The following is a 7,124-nucleotide window of genomic DNA, read 5'->3' on the forward strand; positions in this document are numbered from 1 at the left end:
CTCTAGACAGCCCGATACTCTGCGATGCGTGGATCCGGTCCGCAACCCGTACGCCCCCGGCGCCGGTCAGCGTCCGCCCGAACTCGCCGGTCGGGGGCGGGAACTGGACGTCTTCGACATCGTCCTCGAACGCATCGCGCGGGGCCGACCGGAACGCAGCCTGATGCTCACCGGGTTGCGTGGCGTCGGCAAAACCGTTCTGCTGAACACGCTGCGCTCCCAGGCGATCAACCGGCTCTGGGGCAGCGGCAAGATCGAGGCCCGCCCGGATCAGTCGTTACGCCGACCGATCGCCGCCGCCCTGCACATGGCCATCCGGGAGCTGGCACCGCGACACCGGGCACCGGAGCGGATCGACGCCTTCCTCGGGGTGCTCAAGGCATTCGCCCAACGTGGCACACCGACCAAGGGCGGCAGGTCCGCGCCGAAACTGCGCGACCGTTGGCAACCCGGCATCGACGTACCGGCGGCCAGTGGCCGGGCCGACTCCGGCGACATCGAGATCGACCTGGTGGAACTGCTCACCGACGCCGCCTCGGTCGCCAGCGACGTCGGCACCGGCGTCGCCATCTTCATCGACGAGATGCAGGACCTCGGGCCGGAGGACGTCTCCGCGCTCTGCGCCGCCTGCCACGAACTCTCGCAGCTCGGCGCGCCGCTGATCGTGGTCGGTGCCGGCCTGCCGCACCTACCGGCGGTGCTCAGCGCGGCCAAGTCGTACTCCGAACGGCTGTTCCGCTACCAGCGCATCGACCGTCTCGACCGGATCGCCGCCGACCACGCGCTCTGCGCGCCAGCCGAGCGGGAGGACGTCGAGTACGAGGCGAAAGCCCTCGATCTGCTCTACGAGAAGTCCGGCGGGTATCCGTACTTCGTGCAGGCGTACGGGAAGGCCACCTGGGACCATGCCCCCCGGTCACCGATCACCCCGGCCGACGTACGCGTGGCCGCGCCGGAGGCCGAGGCGGAGTTGGCGGTGGGTTTCTTCGGCTCCCGTTTCGAGCGGGCCACTCCCGCCGAACGCGAGTACATGCGGGCGATGGCGACGCTCTCCCTGGTCGAAGGGGAGAGCGACGGCGGTGGCCGGGACGACATGGACGCGGCCGTGCCGACCGCGGAGATCGCCCGAGCGCTCGGCCGTAAACCCGCCAGCCTCTCCCCGGCCCGGGACGCGCTGATCAAGAAAGGCCTGATCTACTCCGGAGAACGCGGCACGGTCGCCTTCACCGTCCCGCACTTCGGCCGCTACCTGCGCACCCAGCCCGCCTGATCATCGACGGGCCTGGCCGAAGGCATCCCCTGGCAGACACGCACCGCCACCGGACCGGCCCGACTTCAGACCTTCGACCAGGGCGGCGGGAAAACCACCTCACCCTGCGGTGGCGGTGGCTCGTCGCTGGTCGCCGGTGGCAACACCAGTGCCTGCCACGGCTCTCCGAGACCGGACCACGGGCTGGTCAGGCCCATCTGGTCCGCGCGGCTGAAGCCGAAGCGCCGGTAGTAGGCCGGGTCGCCGAGCACCACCACCAGCCGCTCGCCGAGCTCGGTAGCCGCTTCCAGGGCGGCCTGCACCACCGACGTGCCGAGCCCGATCCGCTGCCGGTGGGGGGCCACCGCCACCGGGCCCAATGCCAACGCCGGCGTGGTGCTCGTACCCGACTTGACCATCACCCGGGAGAGCAGGGCGTAGGCGACGATCTCACCGCCGTACTCGGCCACCATCGCCAACTCCGGCAGCCACGCGTCGCTGCCGCGCAGCTCGTCGACGAGGCGTACCTCCGGCGGGACGGCCACGTCGGGTCGGGCGAACGCCGCGGCCAGCACCCGGCGGATCGCGCCGGTGTCGGCCGGGTCCTCGGGTCGCAGCCGCAGGGTCGTCACGCGGCGTAGGGTACCCCGGAACACGCGTCCATCCGCGACGGTCTACGAACCCGGGCGCGGCGTCACCGGCCACCCGATCGATCGACATCCCCCGAGGCGGGGCGTAATGGTGACCGGGACAGGGTATGACTGATCCATGACGCCCGTACGATCCCTCGCCCGCGCCATGCTCAGCGGCATCTTCGTGGTCAGCGGTGCCCGCAACTTCGCCAACCCCGGCCGCCTGGTGCCCGCCGCGAAGCCCGTCGTCGACCGGGTCACGCCGCTGTTGGAGCGGACCGATCCACGAATCCCCACCGACACGGAAACGCTGATCAAGGCAAACGCGGCAGTGCAGTTCGGAGCCGGGCTGATGTTGGCCACCGGGCGGTTCACCCGGCCGGCGGCCCTGGTGCTGGCCGGCACGCTGATCCCGGTCACGCTCGCCGGGCATGCCTTCTGGACCAACGACGACCCGGCCGCGAAGCAGAACAACCAGATTCACTTCCTGAAGAACCTGGGCCTGTTCGGTGGGTTGCTGCTCGCTGCCGCGGACACCGAAGGAAAGCCCGGTCTGCGCTGGCGGGCCGGTCACCGGATCGGCCACTCGCGACGGTCGGTGCGCCGCGCCGTCCGGACCGCCCGTCGGGAGGCGCGGATCGCCCTACGGTCCGCCTCCACCGCTCGGCGACTCCCTGGCTGAGCTGCGAATCCTCCACCCCATCCCCGGCTAACGCCGCGAATCACCTGAACCGCCCGGTAGGCGTTAACGCGGTGGAAATGTCAAAAGAATGTGTGGGATCGGACACGGTCGCATAACGCGGGAGGCAGTGACGTGAGGCGCCGTTCTAGGCTCCGTACCGGACCTGGACGGGTAGGACGACCTTGGTATGGGGGTGGCCACGCCATGCCGACGATCGTCGGTAAAGGGCTGGACCGCCTCGCCACAGTCCGCCGCGTGACGCGTGGGATCGATCGTAGGACAGTCGTACGGGCCGGCATCGTCGCCGCCGTCGCCTACGCCGCATGGCTTGCCATCGGCGCGTTCGGGCGTCCGTACAACTTCTTCGACATGAAGATCTACCATGGCGCGGTTGTCTGGTGGGCGAGCGGTCACGAGCTGTACGAGTTCGTCGCGCCGGACACAACCCTGGGCTTCACCTACCCACCCTTCGCCGGGCTCGCCATGCTGCCGATGGCGCACCTGCCGGTGACCCTGGCCGGTCTGGTCAACGCCGTGGTCAGCATCGCCGCCCTGGCCGTGGTGCTGGCCGCGCTGCTGCGCCCGATCGTCGACCGGCTGGGCTGGCCACTGTGGTACACGGTGGCCATCGCCACACCGCTGGCCGTCGCCATCGAGCCCACCCGGGAAACCCTCGGCTACGGTCAGGTCAACCTGCTGCTGTTCGCGCTGATCCTGGCCGACCTGATCGCCCTGCGCTGGCGGTCGCGTCGGGGCACCCACCAGGCCGAGGACGACGGCCCGCTGCTGCGGTTCGTCTACGGCGGCGCCTGGGCCGGTGTCGGCATCGGCCTGGCCACCGCCATCAAGCTGACCCCGGCCCTGTTCATCCTGTACCTGATGATCACTCGACAGTGGCGGGTGGCCGCGACCGCCATCGGTACCGCCGTCGCGGTGACCATCGGCAGCTTCGGCATCGTCGGTGCCGAGTCCCGCGACTACTTCGGCAGCGTGCTGTGGCAGACCGAGCGGGTGGGCGCCGCCGACATGACGCCCAACCAGTCCCTGGCCGGTCTGCTGGCCCGGCTCTACGACTCGATCGAAACCCCCGGCCTGCTCTGGCTCGCCTTCTCGGTGCTGGTGCTGGCGCTCGGTCTGTCCCGCGCGTCCGACGCACACTCCGACGGCGACGAACTGACCGCCTTCACGCTGGTGGGCCTGACCGCCAACGTGATCAGCCCGATCTCCTGGACGCACCACCTCGTCTGGGTCATCCCGGCCATCATCGTCCTCGGTGACGCCGCGATCCGTCGCCATGAGGCCAGCCGGGGACCGGTGGCACGGTCGGCGTCAGGAGCGTACGGCGGGCCGCCCGGAGTGTCCGCTCTCCGATCACCCATCTGGTACCCGACCCTGACCGGGTTCCGCCACGGCATCGCCGCCATCGGGCTCTACCTGCTGTTCCTGATCTCCCCCATCTGGCCGTACGAACACCAGTTGCCGGAGGTCTCCCACTACGAGGACGGCCTGTTCGGCGCGTTGATGGAGAACTCCCTGGCGCTGGCGCTGATCGTGCTGGTGGCGGCGCTGCCGTGGCGGCCCGGGGCGGAACCCGCGTTCCACACCGATCGGGCGGCACGCGCCTTGATGTCGCACGGACGGCGGTAGGTAGGCCGCCCGTCACCGGTCAGGGGCAGTTGACCCATTCCTCGGTGCCGTCGGTGAACACCTGCCGCTTCCAGATCGGCAGCCGGGCCTTCGCCTCGTCCACCAGGCGGGCGCAGGCCGCGAACGCGGCGGCCCGGTGGGCGGTGCTGACCGCCGCCGCCAAGGCCACGTCGCCGATGCCCAGTGGACCGATCCGGTGTGACACCGCCACCGCGTACACGTCGGGATCGGCGGCGATCTCGTCGGCGACCTCCCGGAGCACCTGCCCGGCGCTCGGGTGGCCCTCGTACTCCAGGCTGACCACCGACCGTCCGTGGTCGTGATCGCGGACCACCCCGGCGAACGAGACCACCGCCCCGGCCCGGCGGTCGGCGACCGCCGCCTCGTGGGCGGCGAGATCCAGTGGCTGGTCGGTGACGGTGCTGATGACGGTCACCATGCCCGCTCCCCGGGGAGCAGCGGCAGCGGCACGATCGGCACCCGGTCGCCCACCGAGCCGGTGGTGCCCGGCCCGATCACCGCGAACCCGTCCGCGTTGGCAAGCCCCCGCAGCATGGCCGAACCGACGTGCCGAACCGGACGGGCCGTCCCGGCGACCCGGTCGAGCCGGACCAGCGCCAGGTGGGTGTGATCACCACGACCGGGAACAGGATCGGCGAGGGCCGCGTGCCCGAGCACCGGCTGCGGCCGACCGGCGAGCCCGGCCAGCAGCGGGGCGACCAGCGACACCAACGCGATGATGGCGGACTGCGGATTGCCGGGCAGCCCGGCCACGAACCGCACCTTCCCGTCGGCGTCGACCAACCGGGCCAGCAGCATCGGGAAGCCGGGACGCACCGCGACCGTGTTGACCACGTAGTCGGCACCCAACGCCGCCAGTGCCGGATGCAGGTGGTCGACCGGGCCGTGCATGGTGCCACCCGTGGTGCAGACCAGATCGGCGTCGGTCAGGGCGGCCCGCAGCGCGGCCACATGGGCGTCCAGCGTGTCGGCGACGGGGCCGACCACGTCGTTCGGATCGATCTGACAGCCGTACCGGCGTAGCCAACCCGGCACCGCCGGGCCCAACGCGTCGCGTACCCGCCCAGCACCGGGCGGGCCCACCGTGAGCAGCTCGTCGCCGAAGACCAGCAGCGCGGCGCGCGGTTGTCGGCGTACCCGCAGAGTGTCGTGGCCGCAGGAGGCGGCCAGACCGATCACCGTGGGATCGACAGGTGTCCCCGCCGGCAGCAGTTCCTCACCGGCGGTGGCCTCCTCGCCGGGCTGCCGCCACTCCGGCGTTGGGCGGGGCACGCCGTCGACCAACCCCGCCGGGGTACGCCTCGACTCCTCGACCCGGAGCACCGCCGCGGCACCCGGCGGCACCATCGCCCCGGTGGCGATCTCGACCGTCGTACCGTCCTCGGTCAACGGGGCAGCCGTACTCCCGGCGAGCACCCGACCGACCACCCGCCAGGGGCCCGCGCCGCGCACCGCCCAGCCATCCACACTCGACGTCGGAAACGCCGGCAGGTCGGTGCGCGGGGTGAGCGGGTCGGCGAGGGTGTGCCCGTCGGTCTCGGCGAGTGGGCGCTCGACGGCGGGCAACGCGGCGGCCAGACCCGCCGCGTACGCCTGGGCACGCGCCTGGGCCCAGTCGGCCGGTGGTGGCGCGGAGACCTCGTCGGTGGAGGCGGTTTGCATGCTCACCGGCCGAGCCTAACCGGCCGTCGGATGGTCGCCACCGCGCAACTGATCGATGGTGTGGGCGAGAATCGGCCCCAGCACGGCGAGGCCGTCGCGTGCCCCGCCGGTCGAACCAGGCAGGTTGACCACCAGCGTGCGGCCGGCCACCCCGGCCACCCCACGGGACAGCGCGGCGGTCGGCACCTTGTCGCGGCTGTACGCACGGATCGCCTCGGCGATGCCGGGGATCTCGTAGTCGAGCAGGGCCCGGGTCACGTCGGGAGTTCGATCGGTGGGGGTGACCCCGGTGCCGCCACTGGTCAACACCACGTCCACGCCGTCCGCCACCGCCATCGAGATCGCCTGACCGACCGGGTCGCCGTCCGGCACCACCGATGCTTCGTCCACCTCGCAGCCCAACTCCCGCAGCCCGGCGACAAGAAGCGGGCCGCTGGTGTCGGCGTAGACCCCAGCGGCGGCCCGGTTGGAAGCCACCACCACCCGGGCGCGGATCACGGCCGCTCCTCCGGGCGCTCCCAGTGGCCGGTCTTGCCACCCTCCTTGCGCAGTACCCGGATCGCGTCGACGCTGGCCGCCGGATCAACGGCCTTGACCATGTCGACCAGGGCCAGCCCGGCGACCGCGACCGCGGTCAGCGCCTCCATCTCCACCCCCGTGCGGTCGGCGGTGCGGGCGGTGGCGGTGATCTCGACCGTGTCGGCGGTCAGCGTCAGGTCGACCGAAACGCCGTGCAGGGCGATCGGATGGCACAGCGGGATCAGATCGGGAGTGCGCTTGGCGCCCATGATGCCGGCCAACCTCCCGACCGCCAGGGCATCGCCCTTGGGCAGCCCTTCCCCGCGAAGCAGGTCGATCACCTCGCGGGTGGTCCGCAACCGACCGGCGGCCGTGGCCGACCGACCGGAGACCTGTTTGGCGGAGACATCGACCATGCGGGCCGCGCCGGTGGTGTCGACGTGGGTGAGCTGGGCGGGTTCGGTCACGGACGCGAGCCTATCCCTGCCCTGTGACAGTGGTGGTCCCGGAAGGAGCGGCGCGGGGACACCGCTCCTTCCTTGCCTGCCTCGGGGCTGCTGGGGACGCCCGGCGGCAGGGGTCGCGACGAGATCCGACAACCGCCGGATCTCCCCCCGTCGGCGACCGCCCCAGAGACTAGCCTCGGTCTTTCGCTAGCTGTTGATCAAGGCCGTGATCTGGGCAGTTGATCTTCTCGGTTTGGGGTTGGGTT

Annotated in this window: 8 protein-coding genes; 3 read left to right on the forward strand and 5 right to left on the reverse strand. The window is 71.5% G+C overall.

The window, feature by feature from the left end; genetic code table 11:
- Positions 1-28 precede the first annotated feature (28 nt).
- A complete protein-coding gene (locus FF096_RS22125; protein WP_309223755.1) occupies positions 29-1,270 on the forward strand; it encodes an ATP-binding protein in 1,242 nt (413 codons plus the stop codon).
- A 65-nt stretch (positions 1,271-1,335) separates the two neighbouring features.
- Here the strand turns inward: FF096_RS22125 and FF096_RS22130 are convergent, their stop codons facing one another.
- Entirely contained in the window at positions 1,336-1,881 is a 546-nt protein-coding gene (locus tag FF096_RS22130) for an N-acetyltransferase (protein ID WP_309223756.1), read from the reverse strand.
- A 136-nt stretch (positions 1,882-2,017) separates the two neighbouring features.
- On the opposite strand from FF096_RS22130, the gene FF096_RS22135 reads away from it, so the two are divergent.
- The gene (locus tag FF096_RS22135) at positions 2,018-2,563 is read left to right on the forward strand and encodes a DoxX family protein (RefSeq protein WP_155221465.1); all 546 of its coding nucleotides are present in this window, start codon (positions 2,018-2,020) and stop codon (positions 2,561-2,563) included.
- Between the two features lie 204 nt (positions 2,564-2,767).
- Complete coding sequence (locus tag FF096_RS22140; protein WP_155221466.1) at positions 2,768-4,210, forward strand: glycosyltransferase 87 family protein; 1,443 nt, start codon at positions 2,768-2,770, stop codon at positions 4,208-4,210.
- Between the two features lie 19 nt (positions 4,211-4,229).
- On the opposite strand, the gene FF096_RS22145 is transcribed toward FF096_RS22140, so the two are convergent.
- From FF096_RS22145 to moaC, 4 genes are read right to left on the reverse strand one after another with little or no spacing between them, the layout of a single operon-like run.
- Positions 4,230-4,649 (reverse strand): molybdenum cofactor biosynthesis protein MoaE, encoded by a 420-nt coding sequence (locus FF096_RS22145; RefSeq protein ID WP_155221467.1) that lies wholly within the window; start codon positions 4,647-4,649, stop codon positions 4,230-4,232.
- The gene (locus FF096_RS22150) at positions 4,643-5,893 is read right to left on the reverse strand and encodes a molybdopterin molybdotransferase MoeA (protein WP_155221491.1); all 1,251 of its coding nucleotides are present in this window, start codon (positions 5,891-5,893) and stop codon (positions 4,643-4,645) included. Before FF096_RS22150 ends, FF096_RS22145 begins: the two co-directional genes overlap by 7 nt.
- 15 nt (positions 5,894-5,908) lie before the next feature.
- The gene (locus FF096_RS22155; protein ID WP_309223757.1) at positions 5,909-6,391 is read right to left on the reverse strand and encodes a MogA/MoaB family molybdenum cofactor biosynthesis protein; all 483 of its coding nucleotides are present in this window, start codon (positions 6,389-6,391) and stop codon (positions 5,909-5,911) included.
- Positions 6,388-6,879, reverse strand: a complete 492-nt coding sequence (moaC, locus tag FF096_RS22160; protein WP_309223758.1) for a cyclic pyranopterin monophosphate synthase MoaC — start codon at positions 6,877-6,879, stop codon at positions 6,388-6,390. Before moaC ends, FF096_RS22155 begins: the two co-directional genes overlap by 4 nt.
- Positions 6,880-7,124 lie beyond the last annotated feature (245 nt).

The sequence above is a fragment of the Micromonospora sp. CP22 genome (assembly GCF_009712475.1).
In the GTDB taxonomy this organism is placed as follows: Bacteria; Actinomycetota; Actinomycetes; order Mycobacteriales; family Micromonosporaceae; genus Micromonospora.

Excerpts from the sequence above, each read along its gene's own strand:
- FF096_RS22135 (WP_155221465.1), top strand. The coding sequence starts at position 2,018 with ATGACGCCCGTACGATCCCTCGCCCGCGCCATGCTCAGCGGCATCTTC.
- FF096_RS22140 (WP_155221466.1), top strand. The coding sequence starts at position 2,768 with ATGCCGACGATCGTCGGTAAAGGGCTGGACCGCCTCGCCACAGTCCGC.
- FF096_RS22145 (WP_155221467.1), bottom strand. The coding sequence starts at position 4,649 with ATGGTGACCGTCATCAGCACCGTCACCGACCAGCCACTGGATCTCGCC.
- FF096_RS22150 (WP_155221491.1), bottom strand. The coding sequence starts at position 5,893 with ATGCAAACCGCCTCCACCGACGAGGTCTCCGCGCCACCACCGGCCGAC.